The organism is Morganella morganii, from assembly GCF_019243775.1.
GTDB lineage: Bacteria > Pseudomonadota > Gammaproteobacteria > Enterobacterales > Enterobacteriaceae > Morganella > Morganella morganii.
The window spans coordinates 2,285,987-2,310,926 of sequence record NZ_CP069157.1 but is presented as its reverse complement, the minus strand read 5'-3'; the positions used below and the strand labels follow the sequence as shown (position 1 = coordinate 2,310,926).

Sequence of the window (24,940 nt, the reverse complement as noted above, 5' to 3'; positions counted from 1 at the left end):
ATGAAAATAATTCCGGTTGCATACTGCCTTGCGGCGGCGGTATGGTTTCCGTTTATGGCTCAGGAGGCAGAACAACGTGGCATCTATCAGTAATGGGATCGGTAATACCCCGCTTTTCCGGCTTGCACGGTTGGGTGAAGGCAGTGGCGCAGAAATCTGGGTCAAACCGGAAGGTAATAACCCCGGCGGCTCTGTAAAAGATCGTGCGGCGAAAAGTATGATTGAAGGTGCTGAACAGCGCGGGGAGATCCGTCCCGGGGATACGCTGATTGAAGCCACCAGCGGTAACACCGGTATTGCGCTGGCGATGATCGCAGCGATTCGCGGTTATAAATTAAAGTTGCTGATGCCGGAAAATATGAGTGCCGAACGTCAGGCCGCCATGAAAGCTTACGGCGCGGAGCTGGTGCTGGTCAGCCGGGCACAGGGCATGGAAGGGGCGCGGGACCTGGCGCAGCAGATGGCAGCGGACGGGGAAGGTTATGTGCTTGATCAGTTTAATAATCCCGATAACCCGCTGGCCCATTACCGGACAACCGGCCCGGAAATCTGGCAGCAGACGGACGGGCGTATCACGCACTTTGTCTCAGCTATGGGCACTACCGGCACCATTACCGGGGTGGCGCGTTATCTGAAAGAGGTCGCACCGCAGATCAATATCACCGGTCTGCAACCGGCGGAAAACAGTCAGATTCCGGGGATCCGCCGCTGGTCACCGGGGTATCTGCCGGGGATTTTTCAGCCGCAGCTGGTGGATGATATTCTGGATATCACACAGCAGGAAGCAGAAGATACGATGCGCCAGCTGGCACAACAGGAAGGCATTTTCTGCGGGGTCAGTTCCGGCGGCGCGGTGGCCGGTGCACTGAGAATTGCAAAAGCGAACCCGGGAGCGGTGATTGTCGCCGTAATCTGCGATCGCGGCGACCGTTATCTCTCGACCGGCGTTTTCGGCTGAGACATTATCCCGCTGTTTTGCCGGTGTATTTCATGTGCAGCAGCGGGAACGGATTTCCCTCCCCATCCAGTTCAGAACGGCCTGTCTGTGTAAAACCCATATGGCGGTAAAAACCGACACCCTGCGGGTTTTGTTCATTCACATCCAGCTCATCTGCCTGTAACTGCTCAACAGCATAATTCAGCAGGAATTTACCGGTGCCTTTACCGCGAATAGCCGCATCCACAAACAGCATCTCAATCCGGTTCGCGTCTGTGCCGAGAAAACCGAGGATCACACCGTTTTCATCCTGCGCCACCACCACATTCAGGTTCGGCAGATAGGTATTGAGCAGCAGCGGATGCAGTTTTTCAATATCAGCCTCACATAAAAAATCGTGAGTGGCGCGGACAGATGATTCCCAGATGGCAACCAGGCGCGGGAAATGATCCGGTTTGGCGGGGGTGATAATTAACATAAAGAAATCCGTAAACAGAGGATACTGAGAATGGCCGGTGTCCCGGTATCCCGGGACACGCTGCGGGTGATCAGTTATTGGTATAACGTCTCTTCGGGGTGCAGATATACACCCAGGCTGGCGGAACGTTGAACAATACACGCTCTTTGCGGAAATGGAAATAACGGCGCAGATATTTCTCAAATTTGGTGGTGTACTGAAACAGAATAAACTGCCCGTCGCTGAGTTCGATATTGTCACGCACCGCTTTCAGAATACGCAGCCCGGTGCGGCGGTCAATTGACAGGAACGGCAGACCGGAGAAAATCACATTATACGGGCGGTTCAGTTTCTCTGCTGAGTCAGAAAAAATCCCCAGCCGGCCATCCTGAAATTTATTCAGCAGGCTGACAAAATAGGGGTCAATTTCATAGGCATCCAGTTTAGCCAGTGGATCCATCTGATCCAGAATCTGACGGGTAATTACCCCGGTACCGGCACCCAGCTCAGCAAAATGCTGCACACCGCTCCAGTCGACGTGACGGACCATTGCACGGCACAGCCAGCGTGATGAAGGGGTAATTGTTCCCATCGTGGCCGGCGATGCAATAAACTTTTTGATGTACGCGTAATAGCTCAGTAACGGTGAATAGTTTGATACTTCCATAATAAGCATTCCTTACAAACCCGGATACAACGCACGTGTAAATAGTCACGTCAGTGAAATGTATTCAATATCATATGCCGATTATTCTCTTTCCTCTACAGATAAATAAGGAATTTTTCAGACGGTGAAAAAATTAAAAAGTTCATAAAACTGTCATATAAAACAAAGCAATAGGGTGTTTTATTTTAGTTTTTAATTAACAGGCAGATAAGATTGATTTGTTATAAACAATAATCAGATGAATGAATGAGATAGCTGACAGGGAAAGCATAGCGGATTAAAAGGCGGTTAGTACAGGAATGAACGCGACTTTTGCAAAAGCTGACATTAACGGAATAAACATGACACTCCGTACCGGTATATTATTCTGGTAATAAGCCGGTACGGAATAAGAATTAACTAGTGATGTATTTTTCCGTGATCCATTATCGCCTGGCGGAGGCGCTGCTGTAATTCATAACGCTGTTCATACGGCAGCGGGTTGCTGTCACCCAGGCTGACCATCATTTCGTTCATTTCAGTGATACTGTTACTCTCAATGGCTTTTTCCACATCAGCAACACTCTGTGCATAATCGCTCATACGGCTGTCCTTATTCAGTCTGATAGTAATGCGGTTATCCTACCTGAACAGCGGTAAAAGCGTTAGTGCAAAACGGCGGTGATCAGGCCGCGTGATCATTGTGGCGGGACGGCGGCTCCAGCGGCGGCAGGCCGTGTGCGGCTCTTGCCCGGTCACAGGCGGCATTGTGTACACCGCTGACCCACGACTGATCAAACTCACGGCATGGCGACGGGCGTTGTGCGTAAGCGCTGCACGCCACACACTGACCGACTTCCCCCTGAAGATTGATACAGCGCGGGGATTTCTGATCAGTGCCTTTCATACAGGCCATAAAGTCATTCACTTTTTCTGTCATCTCTGCCGGCACCACGCCGCCCGTACTGTCCGTTTCCCCGTGATAAAACGAGACCCGGAAATAGGCACAGCACGCCCCGCACTGCATACAGGGATTGGTGTCCGCATCAGTAAACGCAATTACATTGCTCATGATAGTTAACCACATTATGCAAACGCGGTGATTATTTCACCGCAGGCCGAGTTTTGTCCTGAATAAGCTCTCAGGGCGGATTATTATTTTTATTTTGCCGCGCAAATTCAATAAAAATAAACAGCAGCAGATCACAAAATAATGAATGAAATTAAAATAATAATTCTGCTTATGAAAGACAGGAAAAATAATTTACTGCATATAAAGGTATATTTCTGTTTTTAAAAGATAAAGTAAATATCCCTCCGGCGGTCTCTCTCTGCACGATATGCTGCTGAGTCTGATAACCGGTACCGTAATGCAAAATACAGCACGGTACGGTCTTTTCCGTTATGCTGTAGCCCTGTTAATCAGTCGCTGAGAATATAATGGAAACGGATGATCGCCTGCGCTGCCTGAAACAGTTGTTACAGACTTACACCGCAGAGCGCAGCGGCGGGTGGGATACGACCGTTCCCGGTCTCGCATTGTGCCGGTGGACGGGTCCGTCACAGGCGCAAACCTGGACTTATGAGCCGGGTATCGCACTTGCGGTTCAGGGCGCAAAACGGATCACACTCGGAGATAACACCTATTGTTACCGCCCCGGGGATGTATTGCTGACATCCGTGGATATCCCTGCGATTGCGCAGGTCTGTGAGGCATCAGAGCAGGCACCGTTTCTGGCTCTGCTGGTCAGTCTTAACCTCAGCGACCTTCCGGTACTGATGCAGGAAAGCGGTTTTCAGCTGCTGACTTCAGAACCCGCTGTACCGCAGGCAGTGTGTCCGGTCACAGAAGCGTTGCTCAGTGCGGTCTGCCGCCTGGTGGCGCTGCTGGAAAAACCGGACGATATCCCGGTCATGGCTCCGCTTATCCATAAAGAAATTCTCTATTACCTGCTGAAAAGCGGCCAGGGCGCACGGCTCCAGCTGATGGCCGCACATAATAAACAGTGCCGCCAGATAAGCGGCGTACTTAGTTACCTGAAAGCGCATTTTGATCAGCCGGTGTCGGTGGAGACACTCTGCCGCCGGGCTCAGATGAGCGAATCCTCTTTTCACCGCCATTTCCGCCGGGTCACCCGGATGAGCCCGCTGCAATATCAGAAATGGCTGCGGCTGAATGAAGCCCGTCGCCTTCTGCTGGTGGAATCGGCGGATGCCTCGGAAGCGGCTTTTCGTGTCGGGTATGAAAGTGCCTCTCAGTTTAACCGTGAATACCGGCGGTTATTCGGGTTACCTCCCGGACAGGATAAAAAGCGGGTTCTTCTCTGACCGGTGTGTGATTTCCGGGCAAAATGACAGGATCAGGCAAACATCAGAGCGGACAGGCTAACGTATTTGCGGGACAGGCCGGTTAGGATAACAGGATTGACGACATCATTCCTGAGTGAGTAACACAATGAAAAACATCTTTATTATTAACGGTTCAAAAGAATTCGGCGGCTCTGACGGCAAACTGAACGACCATATGACCGATATCGCCCGCCGCCATCTGACAGAAAAAGGCATGAATGTCCGCGTTACCCGTATTGATGACGGTTATGACGATGAACAGGAAGTACTGAATTACCTGTGGGCGGATGTGATTATTTACCAGATGCCGGCCTGGTGGATGGAAGGGCCGTGGATTGTGAAAAAATACATTGATGAGGTATTTACACAGTCTGATGACCGTTTTCATATTAATGACGGGCGCAGCCGCCGTGACAGCAGTAAAAAATACGGCTCCGGCGGTGTGCTGACCGGTAAAAAATACATGTTATCCGTGACCTGGAACGCACCGCAGGAAGCCTTTGAGGATGAAAAGCAGTTCTTTGAGGGGCGGGGTATCGACAGTGTGTATTTCCCGCTCCACAAAACCAATCAGTTTACCGGGATGACATCACTGCCGACATTTTCCTGTTTTGACGTGGTTAAAAACCCGCATATTGATGCGGATATTTGCCGCTATCTGGCTCACCTGGATGTGAATATCGCAGGCTGAACCCTCAGCGGGCCACTGATGCCAGGCGCAGACCGAGAGCGATAAAGGTGGTACCGACGAGGCGGTCAATCCAGTAATGCGCTTTCGGGCTGCCGGAGATCCGTGCAGCCAGTGTCCCGGCAATCAGTGCCAGCGTGGTATCAGTGCAGAACCCGAGCAGGGCATAGGTTGCGCCGAGCAGCAGGAAAGATTCCGCATAATAACTGCCGCCTGCCGCAATAAACTGCGGGAAAAAGGCAATAAAAAACAGCAGCACTTTCGGATTGGTCAGTGTGGTGATAAACCCCCGGATAAGAATCGATTTTGCGGCTGCCTTCTGAATCACCACTTCTTCATTATCATCAGCGGTCTGCCCGCGCTTTCTGAGTGTGCCGAGGATCATTTTGGCGCCGAGGAACGCAAGGTACAGCGCACCGAGATACTTAATCACGGTAAACAGTGTCGGCGATGCGGCAATAATCGCCCCCAGCCCGACAGCCCCGGCAACAGCATGCACACTGCTGCCGAGCATCACCCCCAGCGCGGACAAAATACCGGCTTTGCGGCCGTTGGCCAGGCTTTGTCCCAGTACATAGGCAATATCCGGCCCCGGCGTTACCGCAAAGATAAAAACGGACAGTAAAAACAGCGGGTAATGGATAATATCCAGCATGTGACAGCCCTCCGGAGTCAGAGAAAACGTTATATTATGGCGGATATAATGCCATTAAGTATGATCCGCTGGCAAATGACATTTTTGCCGGTTATTTATACGCGTATATTGATTTGCTGAATTATATAAACTTGTTCAATATTTATAATGAATTACTCACTTTATAATTTATCAGTGTTAAAAAACGGGCGGAAAAAGAGTACGCATCAAAAGAGTGTTTCCGGATGGCAGATAGTGTAACAAAACGTAAAAGCACGGCTTTACATCCGGTAAAGTGTATTATACTCAGCTGCACCAATGGTACCGTATCATCAATTAATTAGCTGAATTAAAAGATGATATTTTACTTTTGGCCTTGTTTTTATTGTGGATATCGCCGGATATCTGCGAACTTATTTTTCATTGTAAATGATAATTATCTGATACTTATCACTGTATGCGCGGTTTATGCGGATAAACAATAATAACAACCTGATACCGTTGATTTGTGACAATAACGGCAGTGATTAATCGGAATTTCTTATCAACGGGTGACCGGAAGCCGTCGGTTACCCGACGATATATGTGACGCCGGAAAAACAGATTCCGGCGCTTACAATCCGCAGGAGATTGCAGTTGAAACGCCTATTTTTCAGACAACGGCGACGCCGTTTGCTCATCATATTACTTGTTTTCCTGACGATTCTGGCAGGTTACGGGGTATACAACGCCATTCTGATGAAGGCAAAAGGCGTTGAAGAACATTACACTCACCGCGGAGAGATTAAACAGTATTCTCTCCGTGACGGCAGCCAGCTGAAGCTGGATACCGAATCCCGTGCTGTGGTGGCCTATGATAACGGCAGCCGGGCGGTAGAACTGCTGTCCGGACGGGCGCGTTTTGCCGTCAGCGAAAACCGTGAGGAACAGCGTCCGTTCCGGGTCACCGCCAATGGTGTGCGGGTGGAGTCCGGTAACGGCAACTTTGTGGTGGATATTGCGGATAATAAAGTCTCCGTCTGCCCGCTGGATGAAACCGTAACCACGTTTTTTAACGGTAAAACCGAAACGGTCGGGCCGGGACAGCGTCTGGAAATTCTGCCGGAAGGCCGGGCAAAAGTATTTCAGCGCCAGTACACCGATATCGACTGGTTATCCGGCTCACTGGTGCTGAATAATATCCCGCTGTCAGAAGCGATTGAGATGATCAACAGCTACCGCGCGGTGCCGGTGGTTCTGCTGAATAATGATAAGAAAGACATTATTGTGGATCGTGTGCTGCATCTCAGCCGTCTGGATGAAGAGGTTGAGGAGATGATGCGCTCTCTCGGGCTGACCCGTGAATCGCTGCCGGGCTCAGAGGCTTACCGCTGAGTTGCCTGTCCGGCGATAAAATCTGACTGTCCGGCAACAGCGGCGGTGTCTGATCACCGGTATAATGATGCGGAATATTACCCTGATTAACCGTTGTACAGCAGCCGGAGAGACCGATGACATCAGCAGAAATTGAATGGGCCGATTTTGAAAAAGTGGAATTGCGTGTCGGTGTGGTACTGACCGCAGAGCTTAATCCGAAAGCCCGCAAACCCGCCTATATCTTTACTGTGGATTTTGGGGAGTACGGTGTGAAAACCTCCAGCGCACAGGTTACCGCATTATATAAACCGGAAGAATTAATCGGGCGTCAGGTATTATGTGTGTGTAATTTTGCCCCGAAACGGGTGGCCGGCGTGAAATCAGAAGTGCTGATAACCGGCGCTGCTAATGCGGACGGAGATATCGTTCTTGCGGAGTTTTCCCTGCCGGTACCCGCCGGTCACCGCCTGATGTAACACCCTGCCGCCTGTCGTTTTCCGTACTCTCAGGGGGTATTCCATGAAACGACCTGTTATCTCATTACGTACCTACCGGCAGGAAACCCTGGAGCACAGTCATGATGACATGTGGCAACTGGTGCTGGGCGGCAGCGGCGCAATGGAACTGACTGTCGGCAGCGACAGCGGTTCGGTGGAGCAGGGACGGATGGCGGCGATCCCGCCGGGGTATCACCACCGTTTCTGCGGCACCGGTCATAACCGCCAGGTGGTACTTGAACTGCCTGCGGACAGCCTCTTCTTCACTTCCCCTGATTCTCTGTGGTCTGTGCTGCCGGATGCCACCCGTACTTATGTGGACTGGCTTATCAGTTATCCGCAGATGATTGAACAGCATCCGGAAAGTGCGCGTATCCTGCTGGCAGAGCAGCTTGCGGCGCAACTGCAGCCGGACGGGCAGGACAGGCGCTGGCTGCATACTCTGACACAACAGCTGACCGCGCGTCCTGATTACCCGTGGACGGTCAGTGAAATGGCGTCGTGCTGTGCACTATCGGCCAGTACTCTTCAGCGCCGCCTGCTGGCGGCCACCGGTAAAACCCCGGCGGTTTTTCTGACTGAAATACGTCTGCGCCGGGCACATCATCTTATCTGCCATACCCCGCTGACACTGCCGGAAATTGCCCTGCGCTGCGGTTACAGTACCCAATCTTCCCTGACCAGTGCTTTCCGCCGCTTTTACGGCGATACACCGGCCAGTCTGCGCATAAAAAAAGGGTGAGCCGGAGCTCACCCTTTTGCTTTTGTACATTATTTCAATCAGGCAGATTTGTTGTCTGCGCTTTGCAGCATTTTGCGTACCGGCACAATCAGCACACACAGCACTGCGGCACAGATAAGCAGGGCAACAGAAACGTGTGAGAAGAAGCCCGGCAGGTTCATCAGCTGATCCGGACGGACATTACCGCCCATGATACCGGCTGCAAGGTTACCCAGCGCACTGGCACAGAACCACAGACCCATCACCTGGCCGCGCATTTTCATCGGTGCCAGCAGTGTCATGGTCGCCAGACCAATCGGGCTTAAGCACAGCTCACCCAGGGTCAGCAGCAGGATACTGAAGGTCAGCCACATCGGGGAGACACCGGCGCTGGTTTCAATCACGCGCTCGGACGCCATCATCATCACTGCAAAACCACCCGCAGCGAACAGGACACCGAACATAAACTTGGTGATACTGCTCAGGTTCATATTACGGCGCGCCAGGGCAGGCCATAACCAGCTGAACACGGGGGCCAGTATAATGATAAACAGGGCGTTGATGGACTGGAACCAGACAGTCGGGATTTCAAAACCGAACAGGTTACGGTCAGTGTAATCCTTCGCAAACAGATTGAATGACGTCGGTTTCTGTTCAAACGCAGACCAGAACAGGGCGGCGGTGACTAACAGAATAAAACAGACAAATAACCGGATGCGTTCACTGCTTTCCAGACCGGCAAACACAAACAGGTAGATGAAGTAGAGAATAACCATCCCGGAGATGAGGTAAACCATGTTGGTGGCAACCAGCATCGGGTTGAACGGGATAACGCCGGAGGCGATCAGGACAGTGACAGCGGCGATAACCACAGCCGCCAGGCCAACCCACTTACCGACATTTTTGCGCGCGACAGTCGGGCGATCCCAGCTGGAGTCCAGACCCACTTCACCGTCATACTGACGCATCAGTGGTACCGCGTAGAAGCGGAACACCAGCAGGGCCACTAACATCCCCAGACCACCGATACCGAAGCCCCAGTGCCAGCCGAAGTTAGGGACTAACCAGCCGGTCGCCAGCGGCGCGATAAAGGAGCCCATGTTAATCCCCATGTAGAACAGGGAAAAACCGCCGTCACGGCGTGTATCGTCCTGTTTGTACAGCGTACCGACCATGACCGTCACACAGGTTTTAAATAACCCGGTACCGATAACGATAAACAGCAGACCGACAAAGAACAGCTTTGGTGACCAGATTGCCGACAGGGCAATCGAGAGGTGACCGAGTGCAATAATGATTGAGCCGTACCAGACCGCCATGCGCTGTCCGAGCCAGTTATCCGCCAGCCAGCCGCCCGGCAGGGAGGTCAGGTAAATCGCACCGGCAAAAATACCGACGATAGCGGAAGCCTGTTCACGCGGAATATCCATCCCGCCTTCATAGACGGTGGCTGCCATAAACAGGATCAGTAACGGACGGATACCGTAGAAGGAGAAGCGTTCCCACATCTCGGTAAAGAACAGCGAGCTGAGCGGGTAAGGGTGCCCGAAGAAAGTACGTTTTTTGTTTGTTGTTGATTGCATCTGTAATTTCCCAAAGGTTTATTCCGGAGAATAAGCCTGAAAATGGTAAGGATAAACAGTTCCTGTTAACAAAATGATACTTTTGTGTATCAATAAACATCCTGTCTTATTAAAGTATTATTAACACACTTATCGTGAATCGTATTCACTTAAAGCACGTTTTCTATTTTATAAACCATTTTTTAGATGAAATGTCGACAAAAATCTCATTTCACAAGACTTATTTATACAAAATGTGATGAGGTCTATTGACAGAAGATGTGGATTATGAGGCTTACGTATATTTGCAAAATTATTTTAAATCAACCAGTTAAAGTTGACTCATAACGGAAAGATGAAATTTCAGTAACAAATTGCTGACAGCGAAAAGTAACCGGATGAAAACCGGCGATATCTACCCGATATCGGCCGGTTTAATTTTCGGGGCGCTCTGCGATTTTATGCACCACCACGAATAAAACAGATTAAACAGTACAACCGCAGCGGTGAAATAAAAGACAGATGCGAAGCCGAAATGCGCAGCCACCCAGGCGCCCATTAACGGTCCTGTAACATTACCGGCGTCGCGCAGTGCCTGGTTATAGCTGAAAATCCGTCCGGCAATTTCATGGGTGATATGATAAATAATCAGGGTCTGGACGGCGGGCAGCAGAGCGGCATTGACGGCGCCGAGCAGAAAACGCAGGGCACCCAGCTGCCAGTAATGGGTGACCCAGGCCATCGGCAGAATAACAAACACAGACACTGCCAGCATGGCGATCAGTACCTTATCCGGCCCTATCCGGTCACTCAGTTTTCCGAGGCGCGGGGCGCTGATCAGCGCGGCCAGCCCCGGCACAGAGGCAATTAACCCGCTGATAAACGCCAGGTTTTCAGTATGTCCGCCCAGCTCACGGATATACAGGGTGATAACCGGGCTGACCGAACCTGCCGCAATCTGAATACACATGGTGGTGAAAAACAGGCAGATTACCAGGCGCGGATTTTTTATCGCTGCAAAAACCTGCTTTGTGTTGAGGGCATCTTTGCGTGACACCGGCGTGAAGTTTTCGCGGACAAAAAACAGTGTCACGAAAAAGCAGATAAACAGCACGCTGGCGGTGATATAGAAGACAGGACGCAACCCGGTGTGATCCGCCAGAAAACCGCCGATAAGCGGGCCGATAAGTGCGCCACTGACAGCGCCGGTGGAAAGCGTGCCCAGTGCCCAGCCGGTGCGTTTGACCGGCACCTGGGTGGCTATCAGCGCATTGGCATTCGGCACGAAACCGCCCAGCAGCCCGAGCAGGGCGCGCAGGAACAGCAATTGCCAGACATTCTGTGCAAAGCCCATCAGCAGCATGACAATCGCCATACCGAGCGCGGAGCGCAGCAGCATCAGCTTACGGCCTTTGCGGTCAGAGAGTTTGCCCCAGAAAGGGGCAGCGATGGCGGAAAACAGGAAGGTAATACTGAATGCCGCCCCCGTCCACAGATTGAGTTCCTCATGGTCTGTCACCCCGAGCTCTTCCACATAGAGCGGCAGAAAGGGCATGATCAGGCTGAAGGCGGCGCCGGTCAGAAAACAGCCGAACCACACAACATAAAGATTTCGTTTCCAGTTACGGTTGGGGGCTTTGTTCTGCATCAGGGTAGTAATTTAATTCCTTTTTTAATGGACTTTGTCCCGGTCATGATAGAGGGACGGTTCACCTTCCGGCCGTGTTTTGAAGCGCCGATGCAGCCACATATATTGTTCCGGGGCGCGTAAAATTTCTTTTTCCACAACATGGTTCATAAAGGTTGCGGCAGCCACATCATCATCTTCCGGAAAACCGTCCGCAGGGGGCTGGATCAGCAGTTCATAGCCTTTTCCGTCCGGCAGACGGCGCGGTGTGAACGGGATCAGTGCTGCACGACCGGCTTTGACCAGAATAGACGTACCGGTGGTGGTGGCGGCTTTCTCCACGGCAAACAGCGGTGCGAACACACTTTTGCGCGGGCCGTAATCGTGATCCGGTGCATACCACAAAATCTGTCCGTCACGCAGGGCGCGGATCATCCCTTTGACATCCTTGCGGTCGAGCATGGATTTGTTGGATCGCAAACGACCGGTGGTCTGCATCCAGTCCATCACCGGGTTATCGTTCGGACGGTAAACCCCGATGCCTGGATTGAGCATACCGAAAATCCGTGCGCCCAGTTCCAGGGTCAGGAAATGGATGCCTATCACGATAATACCTTGTCCGGATGCCTGTACTTTCTGAATATGTTCGCGGCCTTCCACCTTAAACCAGCGTTTTACCCGCCAGTCCGGCCAGAACCAGGCCATGCCGGTTTCAAACAGCCCCATGCCGACGGATTCAAAATTTGCCACCACCATCGCTTTGCGCTTTTCTTCCGGCATATCCGGAAAGCACAACTGCAGATTGCGGTCAGCAATCTCCGCGCGGCGTTTGAGAAAACGCATGGACAGACGACCCAGACGGGTGCCCAGCCGGTAAATCACCGGATACGGCAGCAACACCAGCACATACAGTACACCCAGGCCAAGCCAGGTCAGCCAGTAGCGGGGATGCAGAAACGAGCGTTGAAATTCAGGAGCTGTAATCATAGTCAGACATCGTTATTGTTTAAAGCATCAGCAGATGCGGGTTCATGTAAATGATATAACACTAAATTATACGTGGTATCGGTTGCAGATGTTAGTGCTCTGCGGTGCTGTTTTCAGCGTCCGTAATGCTGTTGAGCTGCGTGACCAGCTCCGCGAGGCTGCCCGCCGCCATTTTTTCCATCACTTTGGCGCGGTGCACTTCGACGGTTCTTACCGCAACATGGGCAATATCAGCGATTTCCCGGTTCATCAGTCCTTGTGCGACAAAACCGGCGATCTGACGCTCTTTCGGCGTCAGAGTCTGAAAACGGTCACGGATTCGGGCACAGGCCACGGCTTTGCCGGTTACCGCGGCGGCGCGGGTCAGTGCTGCCTGCAACGGTTGTGTGGCCACCGGTTTCTGCAGAAAATCCACCGCACCGAGTTTCATCTGTTCAACCGCCATCGGCAGGTCGCCGTGGCCGGTCAGGAATATCACCGCCAGCGTGCTGTGCCGCTCCTGAAGGATCTGATGCACACGGCAGCCGTCAAAATGCGGCATGCGCATATCCAGTAACACAATACCGTAAGTGTGCAGCGGTGCCTGTGCAATAAATGTCCGGCTGTCATTCCAGACACACACCTCATAACCGAGGCTCTCCAGCAAAAACTGACACGCCTGTGTCACAGCAACATCATCATCAACCAGGTGGATCACGGGCATGGGGATTCCTTTGTCGGTTCACTGAAGATAAGGGTAACACATAAGCCGGGCTGTTCGTCCGGGCCGGAACAATTTTCCATATGAATATCACCACCCTGGCTGCGCATCAGGCGCTGGCAGATCACCAGCCCGAGCCCGAGTCCTTCGGACCTGGTGGAGCGGAACGGGGCAAAAGGTTGTGTCAGCTGCGTTTCATCCATCCCGCCGCCGTTATCCTGCACCACCAGAATCTGTCCGCCGGGGGGGTGGTGATGCATCACACGGATGCAGTCCGCCCCGGCCTGCAAACTGTTACTGAACAGGTTGGAAAGCACCTGATCCAGCAGTGCCGGCGGTAAGTGTAATACGGCATCATGAGCAACGGTGTTATATAAAACTGCAGAAGGATATCGTTCTGTAACCCGCAGCAGTTTCCAGACCAGTTCCGGTACCGCCGCCACATTCTGCGGCACAGGTGCACCTTCCGGGGAGGATGGGCTGTTTCCCGCCCACAGCCGCAGGTTGCGGATAATACTGGCACCGCGTTCGGCCTGGCTGTCAATCTGCGACATGACCGGCAGCAGCGGATGTGCGGGATCTTCCCGCTCCAGCCGGATTTGCGAGCCCTGGGCGTAATGGCGGATAGCGGACAGCGGCTGATTCAGCTCATGCGCAAAACCGGAGGCCATCTCCCCGAGCACACTCAGTTGCTGGGCTTTTTCCAGATCCTGCTGCTGGCGCTGTAACTGTGAATGGGCGGCTTCCAGCTGGCGGGTGCGGCGGCGCACCCGGAAAGCAATCCACACATGATTGATACCGAGAAGCAGAAAAACCAGGGCAACCGAGCCTAACAGCCAGCTGTTTTTCCGGCTCCAGCTGATAATCTCCTGCCAGAACTGCCGCTGCTGCGGGTGCTGATTGACTTCCCTCAGCAGATTTTCCACCTGGCGGGTGGATGACGGCGCACCCCAGCGCATGGTTTTTTCGCCGTGGCTGTTAAGCAGCACCCGGGTGACTTCATCCGCCAGTTCGTCCGGTACACCGCTGCCCGCCGCAAATGACCAGTTCGGGTATAGCTCGCTGCTGGTCCAGCAGGGAATGGTGCTGTCCCGTCCGAGAAGCGGCCGGAAATCATCCTGGTGAATGAGTCCCTCTTTATCCATGGATTCAATCAGGCAGGCCGGAACAATCGCACCGGAAATTGCCTTATCCCGCAGCAGATAAAGCAGGGCATCGGCCGGAAAACCGGAGAACTGAAGATGGTAATCACGCGGCGGGTCGATACCCGCATCACGCAAGGCTTTATAGCCTAATAAATAGCCGCCGAAGGCATCCGGCGCGACTGCCCCGACTTTTTTACCGGTCAGATCCGCCGGAGTCTGATAAGGGCTCTCTTTGCGCACCAGCAGCACACTGCCGATCACATTACGGGTGGCGTTATCCGGCTCATAAGCCGAACGCAGGGAGACCAGCCAGCGCAGGGGAAAGTTGCTGTCCAGCTGGATAAACTGTGCCGGATTGGTGAGGACAAACTGAATCTCGTTATTGTGCAGCGCTTCCCGCATCTGATCCAGCGTCAGCGGCAGCAGGGTGAAGTGTTCACCGGGCAGGGCGCGGTTGAGCTGCTCTGTCAGCGGCTCCCAGTAATGACGTGTCGGTGCATCCCCCCGCAGTGCCAGCACACCGATGGTCCACTGTGCGGCAAATGAAAAAGAGGTGAAAAATAACAGTGCGGTCAGCAAACCTGTGCGTGCGGCTATCTGCATGTGTCCCCGGGTCAGTGCGTCCTGTGTCCGTTTTCTGAGAAAAATCTGTTGTTTTAGATCAATGTATTCCCCGTTATGTGGTTAACCACAATAGGGGGACTCTCCGGCAATTTTTACAATCCCCATAATGACATATCCCTTTACTCAACAACATGTTTATTCCTTTTTGGTTGAGTTTGAATACGACGAGCAATGAAGTTCCAAATACACCGGAGAGCAGTATGGATCTTGGCAAACGAAAATTTCTGCAAAACCTGGGCGTCCTGACAGCAGGTACGGCCCTGGTTCCGATGGCGGAGGCAGGTCTGCATTTTTCGCCGACCCGCCGTGAAGGCGACCCGTCAAAGCGCTACGGTATGCTGATTGATTTACGCCGCTGTGTCGGCTGTCAGTCCTGTACCGTCAGCTGTTCAGTTGAAAACCAGAGCCCGCAGGGGCAGTTCCGCACCAGTGTCAGCCAGTATCAGATTCAGATCCGCAATGAAGAGGCGACCACCAACGTGCTTCTGCCGCGTCTGTGCAACCATTGTGATAACCCGCCGTGTGTGCCGGTATGTCCGGTGCAGGCCACTTTCCAGCGCGAAGACGGCATTGTGGTGGTGGATAACACCCGCTGTGTCGGCTGCGCCTATTGTGTGCAGGCCTGTCCGTACGATGCCCGCTTTATTAACCACAGCACACAGACCGCAGATAAGTGCACCTTCTGCGCCCACCGTCTGGAAGCGGGGCTGTTACCGGCCTGTGTGGAATCCTGTGTCGGCGGCGCACGTATTATCGGTGACCTGAAAGATCCGTCCGGCACCATCAGCAAAATGCTCAGAGAGCATGAAGCTGCGATTAAAGTGCTGAAACCGGAAAACGGCACACTGCCGCAGGTGTTCTATCTGGGACTGGATGAGGCTTTCGTTCATCCGCTGGAAAACCGCGGACAGCCCGCATTATGGCAGGAGATCCACTGATGACTGAACAAGCGATGTTAATTCAGGAAGTGCTGGCCCGGCCGCAGGAAATCACCTGGCTGCCGTGGGCGGTGCAATACTTCTTTATGATAGGGATCGCCGCCTGTGCCGCCCTGTATGCCTGCTGGCAGCGCTGGCGGGGAGACAAACGGGATGCCCGCCTTGAGATGCTCGCGGTCTTTATCAGCATCACCCTCGGGATCGCCGCGCCGATGGCACTGACAGCGGATCTGCATCAGACCGCCCGTGTCTGGCATTTCTATGCTTATCCGACGCCGTGGTCGTGGATGCCGTGGGGCGCTCTGTTCCTGCCGGCGTTTACCGGCTGTATCGGTCTCTATTTCCTGGCGCTGGTGGCGGACAAAATCTGGCATAAGCAATTTAAACTGACCCGCTGGGTGGCACTCGGCAGTGCCGCATTCGCCATCGGCCTGCTGCTGTATACCGGCCGTGAGGTTTCAGTGGTGCGTGCGCATCCGATCTGGTTCAGTTACTGGATCCCGGTGCTGCTCTTCTTCAGTGCATTACAGGCACTGCCTGCCCTGATGATGCTGGGTGCCCGCCGTGAGCCGCAGTATCAGGCGCAACTGGCGCGTCTGCAGGTGGTTTCGTTACTGCTGCTGGCGGTGTGTATGGGATTCTGGATCGCCGGTGACACCATTTCCGGTGCCGCTATCCGCGCCCAGCTCCGTTTCGGCACAACCGGGTGGACACTGGCGATGGGGGAAATCGTTCTGTGGATTGCGCTGATGGTGCTGGCGGTCCGTCTGCTGACCCGCCGTGGCTCAGTCGCGTATATCACCGTTCATGCGCTGCTGACACTGTTCCTGACCTGGTCGCTGCGCTGGCTGCTGCTGATGCAGGTACAGACGCTGCCGAAATACAATGTCATGCACAATCCGTACAGCCTGCCGATGGGCACGGATGGTATTCAGGCCATTATCGGCACGATCGGTTTATGGATAGCTCTGGTGATTATATTCCGTGAAGGTATCCGCTGGGTTAATAACAAAGTACAGAATCAACAGAAAGTCGCGCAGGACGGGGGTGTACAACATGGCTAAGTCAACAAGACGTCAGTGGTTAAAAGCAGGTTTGGCGATCGGCGGACTGGCAGCGTTCGGTTACAGTTACCGCGATGTGGCGAAACGCGCCGTCGACGGGCTGATGAACGGTACTTCCGGTAAAGTGACTCTGCACCGCATTAACGGTAACTCGCTGATCCCGGAAGGGAATGCCCTGAAAGGCTGGCAGGCGGAAAACGCACAGGCGGTATCGATGACCCAGTGCTTCGGCTGCTGGACGCAGTGCGGGATCCGTGCCCGTGTTGACCGCGAAACCAATCAGGTGATCCGCATTGCCGGTAACCCGTATCATCCGCTCTCTCACGACCACCACATCGCCTATAACACGCCGCTGGCGGAAGCCCTGAAAAACATGGGCGGCGAAAGCGGCCTGGAAGGACGTTCCACCGCCTGTGCCCGTGGCGCGACACTGATGGAAGGGCTGCACAGCCCGCTGCGTATCCTGGAGCCGATGAAGCGCGCCGGTAAACGCGGCGAAGGTAAATGGCAGCGCATCAGCTTTGAACAGCTGATAAAAGAAGTGACGGAAGGCGGTGATCTGTTCGGCGAAGGTCATGTGGACGGGCTGCGTGCTATCCGTGACCTCGATACGCTGATTGACCCGGCACAGCCTGCACTCGGCCCGGTGGCAAACCAGTTACTGGTGACCAACGCCGGGGATGACGGGCGCGATACCTTTATCCGCCGTTTTGCCCAGAATGCCTTCGGCAGCAAAAACTTCGGCGCACACGGCGCTTATTGCGGACTGGCCTATCGCGCCGGCTCCGGTGCGCTGATGAACGACCTGGACAAAAACGCCCACGTCAAACCGGACTGGGATTATGTGAAGTTTGCCCTGTTCCTCGGCACCTCTCCGGCGCAGTCCGGTAACCCGTTCAAACGCCAGGGGCGTCAGCTGGCCAATGCGCGGATCCGCGACAGCTTTAACTATGCGGTGGTTTCACCGGCACTGCCGCTGACCACTACGCTTGCCAATGACCACGGACACTGGATCCCAATCACACCGGGCACCGATTCCGCGCTGGTCATGGGTATGATCCGCTGGATGATTGAGAATAACCGCTATAACGCGGAGTATCTCGCCGTTCCGGGGGAAGCCTCCATGAAGCGTGTCGGTGAGAGCAGCTGGACAAACGCGACTCATCTTGTCATCACCGATGATGCGCATCCGCTGGCCGGTCAGCATCTGACAGCCGAAGCCCTGAGCGGACAAACATCCGAAGAGCCGGTGTATATGGTACTGACAGAGCAGGGTGAGCTGGTTCCGGCGGACAATTGTGACCGTGCGGTACTTGAAGTCAGCCAGCCGGTCACGCTGGCAGACGGCACCACTGTGAATCTGAAGAGCAGTTTCCTGCTGCTGAAAGAATCCGCACAACGTTTTACCCCGGCAGAATACAGCGCCCGCTGTGGTGTGCCGGAAGAAACGATTGCCGCACTGGCGAAAACACTAACCTCATACGGCCGTCAGGCGGCGGTCATTTCGCACGGCGGGATGATGTCCGGTAACGGATTCTATAACGCCTGGGCGGTGATCATGCTGAATGCGCTGATCGGTAACATGAACCTGAAAGGCGGTGTGTCTGTCGGCGGCGGCAAGTTTAACGGTGCCAATGACGGGCCGTGCTACAAAATGGACAGCTTCCCGGGCAAAGTGAAGCCGAAAGGCATGAACCTGGCGCGCAGCAAGTCGGTCTATGAAAAATCCGATGAATACAAAAACAAGGTTTCCGCCGGTCAGAACCCGTATCCGGCCAAAGCACCGTGGTATCCGCTGGCAGCCGGTCAGCTGACCGAGCAGCTCGGCTCTGCACTGGAAGGGTATCCGCACAAACTGAAGGCCTGGATCACCAATATGACCAACCCGCTGTACGGCATTGCGGGGATCCGTCAGGTGATGGAAGAGAAGCTGAAAGACCCGGCGCATCTGCCGCTGATTATCGGTATCGATGCCTTTATGAATGAAACCACCGCGCTGGCGGATTACATTGTGCCGGATACCCACAACTTTGAAAGCTGGGGATTCAGTGCGCCGTGGTCCGGTGTACAGACCAAAGCCACCACCGCCCGCTGGCCGGTTGTTGCGCCGCGTGTGGCAAAAACGGCGGATGGTCAGCCGGTAGCGATGGAATCCTTCTGTATTGCGGTGGCGAAAGCCCTGAACCTGCCGGGATTCGGTGATAATGCTATCGCGGACAATGACGGCAACACTTATCCGCTGAACACGGCGGAGGATTACTATCTGCGTGTGGCGGCCAATACCGCCTTTATGGGCGAAAAACCGGGGCCGGAAGCCAAAGAGGCGGATATCCGTCTGTCCGGGGTGGATCGCATCATGCCTGTTATGCAGCAGGTGCTGAAAGCAGAAGAAATCAGCCGTGTTGCTTATCTCTTCAGCCGCGGCGGCCGTTTTGCGCCGTATGAAAAAGGCTGGGACGGGGAGAAAACCGGGCCGCAGTGGAAACAGCCGCTGCAGATCTGGAACGCGGAAGTGGCGCAGAACCGCCATGCCATCACCGGCGAGCGTTTCAGCGGGTGTCCGGCCTATTATCCGCCGCGTCTGTCGGACGGCAGCGATATTGACCGCGTCTATCCGGCGGAAAGCTGGCCGCTGAAACTGATGTCCTTTAAATCCCATGTGATGAGTAGTTCAACCACCATGATTGAGCGCCTGCACCATGTGAAACCGTCAAACCTGGTGGCGATCAACCCGGCGGACGGTGAGAAGTTCGGCGTGCAGCACGGGGATCTGGTGCGTATCACCACGCCGGGCGGCAGTGTCGAAGCGCAGATCAGCCTGCTGACCGGTGTGATGCCGGGTGTGGTGGCGATTGAACACGGTTACGGACATCACGAAATGGGCGCACGTCAGCACTATCTTGACGGCGAAGCGCTGGCGATGGATAAACGCATCGCGTCCGGCATTAATATCAACGACCTCGGCTTCGCTGACCCGACCCGCCAGGTGGCTAACACCTGGCTGGACTGGGTAACCGGAGCGTCTGTGCGGCAGGGATTGCCGGCGAAAGTGGAACGGATTTCCGCAGCCTGATAACACTGTCTGCCTCAACCCATCATCCAACAATTATAATAAGTCGTAATGCAATACCTCTGACCACCTCCGGGTGGTCTTTTTTTTTTGCCGCAGAAAACACAAAGGACACCAAATGGTGTCCCTCTTGTGCAGTCTTTGCGTGTCAGTGTCTGATATTATCTGACTGATTATAATATTCGCCGGACTCAATTTTATCGATACCGGCCTGAAGTATGTCAATCAACTGGCGGGCGACATCGGTCGTCAGCCACATAGTTTTATCCACTTCTGCATGTTCGGGAGACTGGGACTGATCCTGCAGATAATGCAGGCGCAGCATCATGGCGTCGTAACTGTCGACGGTACTGATATCCCATCCGATAACCGGATGAGTCTGGATCACGGTTTTTTTATCGTTCATGGAACCTCCTAATCATACGGCAAGATGGTTAAGTATCTCTGACTAAGAGCTAACGTCCCGTTAACAACGGGTGATATCAGTATAAGGTCTTTTCGCAAAGTAAAAAGGGGGGATCAGACTTTTATTATGCAAAAAACGGCAAAAACGCCTTCTCTGAACATAATAGTAGTGCAATAAGATGGTTTTTACCTTATTGCACTAAAAGTCTGAGTGTTTATACCTGGTTTATTTTGCTTAACGACAGATTTTAACATCCCAGCGGGCATCGGTTCCGGCCAGGAAAGGCACTAAAATATCCTCTGCGCCGTTAATGATTTCCGGGGTGATGACTTCCTGACGGGTTAATTCGATAAAACCGTCATTGACCGGCAGACTATAAAATGCCGGGCCGTTCAGTGAACAGAATGCCTCAAAGTGCTCCAGCGCGTTCAGCTCCTCAAATACTGTGGCATACGCGGCCAGCGCGGTGGGGGCATTGAACACCCCTGCACAGCCGCAGGAGGACTCTTTGCGGTGACGGGCATGCGGAGCGCTGTCCGTACCGAGGAAGAACCGTTTGCAGCCGCCGGCCACTGCCTGACGCAGTGCTTCCTGATGTACATTACGTTTCAGAATCGGCAGGCAGAACAGATGCGGACGTACACCGCCGACCAGCATATGGTTGCGGTTAAACATCAGATGCTGCGGTGTCAGTGTGGCGGCGACATTATCATCCCCGTCCAGCACATACTGAGCAGCTTCTTTGGTGGTGATATGCTCGAACACCACTTTCAGTGCCGGGAAATCACGGCGCAGCGGGATCATCACATCATCAATAAAACGGGCTTCACGGTCGAAAATATCAATATCGGCGTGTGTCACTTCACCGTGTACCAGCAGCGGCATACCGTTGCGGGACATCATCTCCAGCACCGGATAAATATTGCGGATATCTGACACGCCGTGTGCGGAGTTGGTGGTCGCATTCGCCGGATACAATTTACAGGCGGTAAACACACCTTCGCGGAAACCGCGTTCAATCTCAGCCGGGTCTGCGTCATCGGTCAGATAGCAGGTCATCAGCGGGGTGAAACTGTGCCCCTGCGGTACGGCGGCCAGAATACGGTCACGGTACGCAATGGCGGCATCGGTTGTGGTGACCGGCGGAACCAGGTTCGGCATCACAATGGCGCGCCCGAAAAATTCACTGGTGAAAGGCACAACAGTACCGAGCATCGCACCATCACGGAAATGGATATGCCAGTCGTCAGGGCGGCGGATTTTCAGGGAAGTAACAGGATGAGTCATTGAACCGGCTCCGAAATAAGTAAAGGATAACCTGATGGCGGGTGCCATAAGCCGGAAAAGAATGATAGAACGATTCGCCGGTAAATACCATGTTAATTTGCGCTTTTGCGTTACCGGCGGAGAAACGGTAGCTCTGTTGCAGAAACGGGCAGGGGGTTTCTGAATGTTTGTCCGGGTTACCGGCATCACGGGTCGGTTGACGTAATGACCTGTTGTAAAATCCGCACTATTGCTTTGCACCTATATAGCATATGATCTATATTATAAGGACATAACGTGTGGAAGATAGTCACAACAGATAATTTTACAGCGTGGTTTGCTGAGCAGGATGACGGAGATCGCGCAGCAATACTGGCAGCGATGCTGGTATTAGAGAAGCGGGGACCCGGCTTACCAAGGCCGTATGCGGATACTGTAAAAGGTTCCCGGTATACGAATATGAAAGAGCTTCGTATACAGAGCAGGGGACAACCGATACGGGCATTTTTTGCATTCGACCCTGAGAGAAGAGGCGTCTTGCTGTGTGCGGGGTATAAAACCGGCAAAGAAAAACGTTTTTATATGCAGATGATCCCGCAGGCTGACCGTGAGTATACAGAATGGCTGAACAGGCCGGAAAACAGGAGTTAACAATGGGAAAGTCACTCAGACAACTGCTGGCTGAGGAAAAGCCGGAAGTCGCGGCTGCTGCACGGGTTCAGGCGGATGAGATCCTGCTGAATATCCATCTGGCGGAGCTGCGGGAGAAAGTGAAGAAAACACAGGTGGAAATGGCGCAGGCACTGGGAATAAAACAGCCGACAGTCGCAGGGATGGAAAAACCGGGGCGTGATGTCAAATTATCCACGCTGAGACGCTATGTGGATGCCATCGGCGGAAAACTGAATATTGATGTTGAACTGCCGGACGGCACGCATTATATGTTCCGGGTCTGATACGGGATACTGCGGATAAAACAGAGAAATAAACAGGAGAGGTAAACGTTGGCTCCTCCAGCTGGACTCGAACCAGCGACATACGGATTAACAGTCCGCCGTTCTACCGACTGAACTATGGAGGAACATCTTCAACGCGGGGTGCATAGTAGTGCGGCGGGGCCGGTTTGTCAAAATGAAAAATGACTTTTTGAATCGTTTGCTTTGTTTGTGATCACTTTGCAGGAAATAACAGCAAAAAGCATAATTTCTGCCTGTAAATCAGTCAGTCATGAAAAATAAAAACAGGCAGACAGAAATTACCGGATGGCATAAACGAAAAAGCCCGCTCAGTGAGCGGGCTCTTAAATATGGCTCCTCCAGCTGGACTTGAACCAGCGACATACGGATTAACAGTCCGCCGTTCTACCGACTGAACTATGGAGGAAGTGTGTTCTCTGTGAGAACGGGGTGCATAGTAATGTGGTCAGAACGGATTGTCAAAGCGAAAATCAGAGATTGTGATCTGTTTGCCGTACTTATGAGCATTCCGGCGGAATAATCATCAAAATCACGGGGTTAACAGGTATAAATCCGGATTTTCACCCTCAGGGAATTCATCAGAAGCCGTGCGGAAAAAGAAGAACAGCAGAAATGAAAAAAGCCTGCTCAGTGAGCAGGCTTTTAAATTTGGCTCCTCCAGCTGGACTTGAACCAGCGACATACGGATTAACAGTCCGCCGTTCTACCGACTGAACTATGGAGGAATCGCGTTCTCGTGAGAACGGGGTGAATCATAGCTATCCTGCGGCAGCTTGTAAAGGGCAAAATGCAAAAAAATGACTGAGTGGCTAAGGCTTGAGCAATTGCGGATAAGCAGGGACAAAAACGAAAAAGCCCGCTCAGTGAGCGGGCTCTTAAATATGGCTCCTCCAGCTGGACTTGAACCAGCGACATACGGATTAACAGTCCGCCGTTCTACCGACTGAACTATGGAGGAAGCGTGTTCCCTTGGGAACGAGGCGCATATTAACGGGGTGCCCCGGTTGTGTCAACGGGAAAAAGGCAATTTTATTCTGTTTGCTCAGCAAGTAACCCGGGTGAGTGAAAAACAGGCATAAACAGTGGCTTAAGCTGCACCTTTCATCCAGTGAGAGCGTGGTTTTTCCGGATGCGCTTCCGGGTACGCCATCAGATGCAGATCATAAAATGACACGGTACCTTTTGTTTCTGTCATATGGCGGATCTCCTGTTTCAGTGAATCACTGACCTGCGGGTGGTCAAGTAACGCCGCCAGGGTTTCCGGGGGCACAACTTCACTGACAAACCATTCGCCGTTGTAGCACACCCGCAGATCCAGCACGCCGATATCCGTAAAGCGGTAAACCGGTCTGACCTCAAACAGCAGAACCGCAGCCATTACCAGGAACAGAGCACTGAAACCGAGCAGCCAGTAAAAGCCGAAGTAGGGTGCATAATAAATAAGAACACCCAGAACAAGATAGGACACCACCATCGCCAGACATAAATAAGGATAGGTGCGGATAAAATGACTGCTGAAACGGGGTTTTCCGTCCCGTTTCTCACGCTGGTTGATATTATCAAGAGCGCCGGTAATAAGTGTTCTGACGACATCCATATGAATGACCTCCGCAGGTCTGCTGACTATTCTGATACATTATATTAACATATCCGGTACACAACCGCGCAGAACAGTTACGGGCTTTGTGAGGGATAACTGTTATGATGCGGGGATTATTAAGAATAGTCTTATTTGGCTTAAGTCTGGCCTGATTGTCAGTTCAATACGCTGAAATCGCAGACAATTAACCAAACAAAAGTTAATAAATATGAGCTCTTTCACTTTTTTTAAAATTCACGGCAATAAATCAGTTGCTATTCATCCCCACTCATGAGTTAATGCTTGCGGCCCTAAAAAGAGCAGCTTTATGTATGACAACTGAGTTTGAGCGTTTAAGTTGAGTGTTATCCAGGATAGCCTTTGACCGTTTCATATGCTGTGTGCCTCCATTTAGTTTTTGCTTCCGGCCAGTACCTGCCAAAATGGCAATGCATTTATTTATATATAGGAAAGTCACATGTCTGACAAAATGAAAGGTCAAGTTAAGTGGTTCAACGAATCTAAAGGCTTTGGTTTCATCACTCCAGCTGATGGCAGCAAAGATGTTTTCGTTCACTTCTCTGCCATTCAGGGCGCAGGTTTCAAAACCCTGGGCGAAGGCCAACAAGTAGAATTCACCATCGAGAATGGTGCTAAAGGCCCGGCTGCAGCTAACGTAACTCCGCTGTAAGATATAGCCAAACCGAATT

Annotated in this window: 25 protein-coding genes and 4 tRNA genes; 12 read left to right on the top strand and 17 right to left on the bottom strand. The window is 52.8% G+C overall.

All coding sequences use genetic code 11. The features are described from left to right. Positions 1-76 precede the first annotated feature (76 nt). Positions 77-958 carry a cysteine synthase CysM gene (cysM, locus tag JL661_RS11235; protein ID WP_036418534.1) on the top strand — a complete coding sequence of 294 codons (882 nt, stop codon included), beginning with the start codon at positions 77-79 and terminating at the stop codon, positions 956-958. A 4-nt stretch (positions 959-962) separates the two neighbouring features. Here the strand turns inward: cysM and JL661_RS11230 are convergent, their stop codons facing one another. The 4 genes from JL661_RS11230 to JL661_RS11215 form a co-directional block, all read right to left on the bottom strand. After that, positions 963-1,415: an acetyltransferase gene (locus JL661_RS11230; protein ID WP_004236899.1), complete on the bottom strand. Its 453-nt coding sequence runs from the start codon at positions 1,413-1,415 to the stop codon at positions 963-965. 70 nt (positions 1,416-1,485) lie between these two features. Further along, entirely contained in the window at positions 1,486-2,061 is a 576-nt protein-coding gene (locus tag JL661_RS11225; protein ID WP_004236898.1) for a class I SAM-dependent methyltransferase, read from the bottom strand. Between the two features lie 399 nt (positions 2,062-2,460). Beyond that, the gene (locus JL661_RS11220; RefSeq protein ID WP_004236897.1) at positions 2,461-2,643 is read right to left on the bottom strand and encodes a DUF2526 family protein; all 183 of its coding nucleotides are present in this window, start codon (positions 2,641-2,643) and stop codon (positions 2,461-2,463) included. Positions 2,644-2,725: 82 nt separating this feature from the next. Then, positions 2,726-3,112: a YkgJ family cysteine cluster protein gene (locus JL661_RS11215; protein WP_004236896.1), complete on the bottom strand. Its 387-nt coding sequence runs from the start codon at positions 3,110-3,112 to the stop codon at positions 2,726-2,728. Positions 3,113-3,480: 368 nt separating this feature from the next. Here JL661_RS11215 and JL661_RS11210 point away from each other — a divergent pair, with 368 nt between their 5' ends. Beyond that, a complete protein-coding gene (locus tag JL661_RS11210; RefSeq protein WP_062772486.1) occupies positions 3,481-4,368 on the top strand; it encodes an AraC family transcriptional regulator in 888 nt (295 codons plus the stop codon). Between the two features lie 127 nt (positions 4,369-4,495). After that, entirely contained in the window at positions 4,496-5,080 is a 585-nt protein-coding gene (locus JL661_RS11205) for an NAD(P)H-dependent oxidoreductase (RefSeq protein ID WP_004236893.1), read from the top strand. A gap of 4 nt (positions 5,081-5,084) precedes the next feature. Here JL661_RS11205 and JL661_RS11200 read toward each other — a convergent pair whose 3' ends face one another. Continuing rightward, a complete protein-coding gene (locus JL661_RS11200) occupies positions 5,085-5,732 on the bottom strand; it encodes a LysE family translocator (protein WP_004236892.1) in 648 nt (215 codons plus the stop codon). 651 nt (positions 5,733-6,383) lie between these two features. On the opposite strand from JL661_RS11200, the gene JL661_RS11195 reads away from it, so the two are divergent. The 3 genes from JL661_RS11195 to JL661_RS11185 all read left to right on the top strand — a co-directional run bounded on the left by JL661_RS11195 (position 6,384) and on the right by JL661_RS11185 (position 8,306). Next, the gene (locus JL661_RS11195) at positions 6,384-7,085 is read left to right on the top strand and encodes a FecR family protein (RefSeq protein ID WP_004241462.1); all 702 of its coding nucleotides are present in this window, start codon (positions 6,384-6,386) and stop codon (positions 7,083-7,085) included. A 116-nt stretch (positions 7,086-7,201) separates the two neighbouring features. After that, a complete protein-coding gene (locus JL661_RS11190; protein WP_004241460.1) occupies positions 7,202-7,543 on the top strand; it encodes a tRNA-binding protein in 342 nt (113 codons plus the stop codon). A 43-nt stretch (positions 7,544-7,586) separates the two neighbouring features. Continuing rightward, positions 7,587-8,306: a helix-turn-helix domain-containing protein gene (locus JL661_RS11185; protein ID WP_062772489.1), complete on the top strand. Its 720-nt coding sequence runs from the start codon at positions 7,587-7,589 to the stop codon at positions 8,304-8,306. A gap of 38 nt (positions 8,307-8,344) precedes the next feature. On the opposite strand, the gene JL661_RS11180 is transcribed toward JL661_RS11185, so the two are convergent. The 5 genes from JL661_RS11180 to ttrS all read right to left on the bottom strand — a co-directional run bounded on the left by JL661_RS11180 (position 8,345) and on the right by ttrS (position 14,909). Next, positions 8,345-9,868 (bottom strand): peptide MFS transporter, encoded by a 1,524-nt coding sequence (locus JL661_RS11180; RefSeq protein WP_004236888.1) that lies wholly within the window; start codon positions 9,866-9,868, stop codon positions 8,345-8,347. A 394-nt stretch (positions 9,869-10,262) separates the two neighbouring features. Next, on the bottom strand, positions 10,263-11,495 hold the full coding sequence (gene mdtG, locus JL661_RS11175; RefSeq protein ID WP_024473894.1) for a multidrug efflux MFS transporter MdtG: 1,233 nt from the start codon (positions 11,493-11,495) through the stop codon (positions 10,263-10,265). Positions 11,496-11,519: 24 nt separating this feature from the next. Next, complete coding sequence (locus JL661_RS11170; RefSeq protein WP_004236886.1) at positions 11,520-12,461, bottom strand: Kdo(2)-lipid IV(A) acyltransferase; 942 nt, start codon at positions 12,459-12,461, stop codon at positions 11,520-11,522. A 91-nt stretch (positions 12,462-12,552) separates the two neighbouring features. Beyond that, the gene (gene ttrR / locus JL661_RS11165; protein WP_004236885.1) at positions 12,553-13,164 is read right to left on the bottom strand and encodes a tetrathionate respiration response regulator TtrR; all 612 of its coding nucleotides are present in this window, start codon (positions 13,162-13,164) and stop codon (positions 12,553-12,555) included. Beyond that, positions 13,155-14,909: a tetrathionate respiration histidine kinase TtrS gene (gene ttrS, locus JL661_RS11160; protein WP_004236884.1), complete on the bottom strand. Its 1,755-nt coding sequence runs from the start codon at positions 14,907-14,909 to the stop codon at positions 13,155-13,157. Before ttrS ends, ttrR begins: the two co-directional genes overlap by 10 nt. Before the next feature lie 221 nt (positions 14,910-15,130). Here ttrS and ttrB point away from each other — a divergent pair, with 221 nt between their 5' ends. Genes ttrB through ttrA form a run of 3 tightly spaced genes read left to right on the top strand, consistent with a single transcriptional unit; the run spans position 15,131 to position 20,005 of the window. Continuing rightward, positions 15,131-15,868, top strand: a complete 738-nt coding sequence (gene ttrB / locus JL661_RS11155) for a tetrathionate reductase subunit TtrB (protein ID WP_004236883.1) — start codon at positions 15,131-15,133, stop codon at positions 15,866-15,868. Next, positions 15,868-16,932, top strand: coding sequence for a tetrathionate reductase subunit TtrC (gene ttrC, locus JL661_RS11150; RefSeq protein ID WP_004236882.1), 1,065 nt, complete (start codon positions 15,868-15,870; stop codon positions 16,930-16,932). Before ttrB ends, ttrC begins: the two co-directional genes overlap by 1 nt. Continuing rightward, complete coding sequence (ttrA, locus tag JL661_RS11145) at positions 16,925-20,005, top strand: tetrathionate reductase subunit TtrA (RefSeq protein ID WP_062772492.1); 3,081 nt, start codon at positions 16,925-16,927, stop codon at positions 20,003-20,005. Before ttrC ends, ttrA begins: the two co-directional genes overlap by 8 nt. Before the next feature lie 145 nt (positions 20,006-20,150). On the opposite strand, the gene bssS is transcribed toward ttrA, so the two are convergent. After that, a complete protein-coding gene (bssS, locus tag JL661_RS11140) occupies positions 20,151-20,408 on the bottom strand; it encodes a biofilm formation regulator BssS (protein ID WP_004236879.1) in 258 nt (85 codons plus the stop codon). Between the two features lie 234 nt (positions 20,409-20,642). Further along, positions 20,643-21,695 (bottom strand): dihydroorotase, encoded by a 1,053-nt coding sequence (gene pyrC, locus JL661_RS11135; RefSeq protein WP_062772495.1) that lies wholly within the window; start codon positions 21,693-21,695, stop codon positions 20,643-20,645. A 276-nt stretch (positions 21,696-21,971) separates the two neighbouring features. On the opposite strand from pyrC, the gene JL661_RS11130 reads away from it, so the two are divergent. Together JL661_RS11130 and JL661_RS11125 are read left to right on the top strand one after the other, a co-directional pair. After that, positions 21,972-22,325, top strand: a complete 354-nt coding sequence (locus JL661_RS11130; RefSeq protein ID WP_032098584.1) for a type II toxin-antitoxin system RelE/ParE family toxin — start codon at positions 21,972-21,974, stop codon at positions 22,323-22,325. 2 nt (positions 22,326-22,327) lie between these two features. Next, entirely contained in the window at positions 22,328-22,630 is a 303-nt protein-coding gene (locus JL661_RS11125; RefSeq protein ID WP_004236876.1) for a helix-turn-helix domain-containing protein, read from the top strand. Between the two features lie 49 nt (positions 22,631-22,679). On the opposite strand, the gene JL661_RS11120 is transcribed toward JL661_RS11125, so the two are convergent. From JL661_RS11120 to JL661_RS11100, 5 genes are all read right to left on the bottom strand, one after another. Continuing rightward, positions 22,680-22,755, bottom strand: a tRNA-Asn gene (locus tag JL661_RS11120). Positions 22,756-22,981: 226 nt separating this feature from the next. Then, positions 22,982-23,057, bottom strand: a tRNA-Asn gene (locus JL661_RS11115). 243 nt (positions 23,058-23,300) lie between these two features. Continuing rightward, positions 23,301-23,376: transfer RNA gene (locus JL661_RS11110), tRNA-Asn, on the bottom strand. 157 nt (positions 23,377-23,533) lie between these two features. Further along, positions 23,534-23,609 (bottom strand) — tRNA-Asn (locus JL661_RS11105). Positions 23,610-23,738: 129 nt separating this feature from the next. Continuing rightward, the gene (locus tag JL661_RS11100) at positions 23,739-24,248 is read right to left on the bottom strand and encodes a YlaC family protein (RefSeq protein WP_004240013.1); all 510 of its coding nucleotides are present in this window, start codon (positions 24,246-24,248) and stop codon (positions 23,739-23,741) included. Positions 24,249-24,708: 460 nt separating this feature from the next. Between JL661_RS11100 and cspE the strand changes: the two genes are divergently transcribed. Beyond that, a complete protein-coding gene (gene cspE, locus JL661_RS11095; RefSeq protein ID WP_004240014.1) occupies positions 24,709-24,921 on the top strand; it encodes a transcription antiterminator/RNA stability regulator CspE in 213 nt (70 codons plus the stop codon). Positions 24,922-24,940: the final 19 nt, after the last annotated feature.